The sequence below is a fragment of the Lutibacter sp. genome, assembly GCF_040883305.1.
In the GTDB taxonomy this organism is placed as follows: domain Bacteria; phylum Bacteroidota; class Bacteroidia; order Flavobacteriales; family Flavobacteriaceae; genus Lutibacter.
In genome coordinates, this window is sequence record NZ_JBFLKT010000382.1 from 1 (window position 1) to 2,779 (window position 2,779).

The 2,779-nt window shown below is 29.4% G+C and carries 1 protein-coding gene, 1 tRNA gene and 1 pseudogene; all 3 read right to left on the bottom strand.

Annotated features, from left to right (window positions below; genetic code table 11):
* Positions 1–617: 617 nt before the first annotated feature.
* Positions 618–1,658: a YggT family protein gene (locus AB1Z17_RS12290; RefSeq protein ID WP_368052085.1), complete on the bottom strand. Its 1,041-nt coding sequence runs from the start codon at positions 1,656–1,658 to the stop codon at positions 618–620.
* A 159-nt stretch (positions 1,659–1,817) separates the two neighbouring features.
* A tRNA-Pro gene (locus AB1Z17_RS12295) sits at positions 1,818–1,891 on the bottom strand.
* 359 nt (positions 1,892–2,250) lie between these two features.
* A pseudogene (gene psaB / locus AB1Z17_RS12300) lies at positions 2,251–2,779 on the bottom strand (photosystem I chlorophyll a apoprotein A2); the annotation flags it as partial.

Genomic DNA, 2,779 nt, shown 5'->3' on the forward strand with positions numbered 1-2,779 from the left:
CATCCTGAGCCAGGATCAAACTCTCTTAAAATTTCCTTAAATTTGTTGAAATTACTTGTAAAAGTCTTTTAATAAAGTTGAATTATAGATTACTAGTGAAATCGCAGAAGAAGTAGTTATCTTTTTATTTATTTAATTTCTTTTAAAAGATATTTTTTACTACTTATATCATACTTAAAAACATAGACACCTTTTTTCAAAAAGTACTTAAAAACATAGACACTTTTTTTAGTCTTTTTTCCTAATTATCCTAAGAAACACTGCTAGTTCAGTGTTTCTTAAGATTTAAATCTTACTCATAGTCGGAAAGAAAAAAATCACCAACAATCGATAAAAATTAAAATTTCAAAACAAATCCATATATTTTTAATTTCAAATAAGAAATATTAGGAACTTTAGTTAGAAGAGTGATATCGTAATTAATAAACAAAATAGTTAATAAGAACCTCCTATCATTAATAATTAATAATAGAAGGTTAAAAAGTGTATATGTTTTTAAGTAATAACTAATATTAAAGAATGTCAAATAGATAGAAAATAAAAAAGTTAGCAAACTGGTCAGCTTAGGTCGAATTCTAATCAGATATACTAAGAGTTTTTTCTAAAAGGTTTTCCATCTAGAAAAGAAAATTCTCCAAACTAGTAAAAGAATGAAGTTTTGTTAGAACCAAATCTGTAGGAATAAAATCATTTTTGGATAACAATTCTGTGGAAACCATCTTATTTAAATTGCTATCGAAATCAACGAAAGAATTAGAAATGGAAACTTGATTTAATTGTGTCACTATATCATCAGGCAAAAATTGAATATCTAAATTTTGATAGGCTTTTTCCATATATTCTAAAATATCTGGTCGCTCATTATACCAAAATTCTCTGATATCATTTGGGATTGGATAACGATACCATAAAATTGGTAAATAATGAAAGACTAAAACATTTTTCATTTGCTCATTAATGAGCAATTTGGTTTCTTCTCCTTCACTAGGTAAAAAAGGCATTGTGAATACCAGATGATTTAAACTATCAGCTAAAACTCCAAGAATTCCTAAAAAGACACTCCCTGTAATATTAACTCCAAGGATAGCTGGCACAATTCCTTGTAAGATATCTTCTGTCCAATCAACAGCAGCTGCTATATAACACCATGGAAAAGTGTAAGGATTAATATAAATAAACCAAGACAAAGCGATTCGTAAAATTACAATTTGTGAGTAAACCATAAGCCCAACAAAAAAAACTTCACGAATCGTTTCCAGAACAGTAATGTCTAAACAAATATGCAATCGAACTTGAATAAACTCCGAAAGCCAGTCAGGGAAAAAGTAAATATTTTTATAATTTTCAATATAGAAATTATAAAAACCTTCTTCTTTACTTTCATAAATGTATCGAGGAACTGTTTCCACTTTTGGTGTTGGTCCAAAAATCATTTCAAACCATGTTTCGGGTCTTTGAACTGGTGGCCAATAAGTACTGTGTGTTGGAAGACTATCAAGGAACCGCGATCGAGCATATTGATCACTTGGAATCTCTGACATTGTCGGCATTCCTGGATTTGTTGGATATCCGAAGAATCCAGCTATTCCTCTAAAAAAACTACCAACAATATCATAGAAGGCAGTTCGAACTGAAATAAATTTTTCATCTAAACTCATTTGAAAGTTTGAAGTAATCGTAAATTAATAAGAGATATTATAAGAAAGTGATAATCAGTTTATATTTCTGATTGACAATTAAAGAGTATAAAAAATAAATTAAATTCCATCAACATTTAGGAAGCTTCTTTTCATAATTTAATTTTTTAGATCTGGACCTCGGGATAGTAGGATTTGAACCTACGACACCCTGCTCCCAAAGCAGGTGCTCTACCAAGCTGAGCTATATCCCGAATCAAAAGATTTACTGATTTAGTAATTTTTAGTCTACTAGAGTTTTCTAATTTAGACAAGACTTAAGTTAAAATCAGAGTCGTCGAAGCTAATCAATCGATTATTGAATTTATTCTAACCTTCCAACTTAAGTTTACTAATTAATTGAAATAATAAACATTATTTGAATAAAAATACAAAAATTTTAAAAACTATATATGAAAAGATTTACATAAAACAACTAAAAATATACCGCAAATATTAAAAATTATTTAGAAAAAAAAATAAATCACGTCAAAATAATTTGATAGAGTAAATAAAAAATGGAAAAATCTAATGTATGAAAATTCATACATTAGACAAAATAAAATTTAGAAGATTAACCAAACTTACCCGAAGTCGAAGCAATTACAAATGATGCATATGTTAAGATATAACCAACAGCAAAGTGTACTAAACCAACTAAACGAGCTTGAACAATTGAAAGAGCAACTGGTTTATCTCTCCAACGAACTAAGTTTGCTAATGGAGTACGTTCATGAGCCCAAACTAATGTTTCAATTAATTCTTGCCAGTAACCACGCCATGAAATTAAGAACATAAAACCTGTCGCCCAAATTAAATGAGCAAATAAGAATGTCCATGCCCAAACTGATAAGTTATTCATACCAAATGGATTATAACCATTAATTAATGGTGATGAATTTAACCATAAGTAATCACGTAACCAACCCATAATATAATTGGATGATTCATCAAATTGTCCTGGATTGCCACCCCAAATTGTCATATGTTTCCAGTGCCAATAGAATGTTACCCAACCAATTGTGTTTAACATCCAGAACATTGCTAAATAGAAAGCATCCCAAGCTGAAATGTCACATGTACCACCACGACCTGGACCATCA

Coding starts and splice junctions, on each gene's coding strand:
- AB1Z17_RS12290 (WP_368052085.1), bottom strand. CDS start 1,658: ATGAGTTTAGATGAAAAATTTATTTCAGTTCGAACTGCCTTCTATGAT.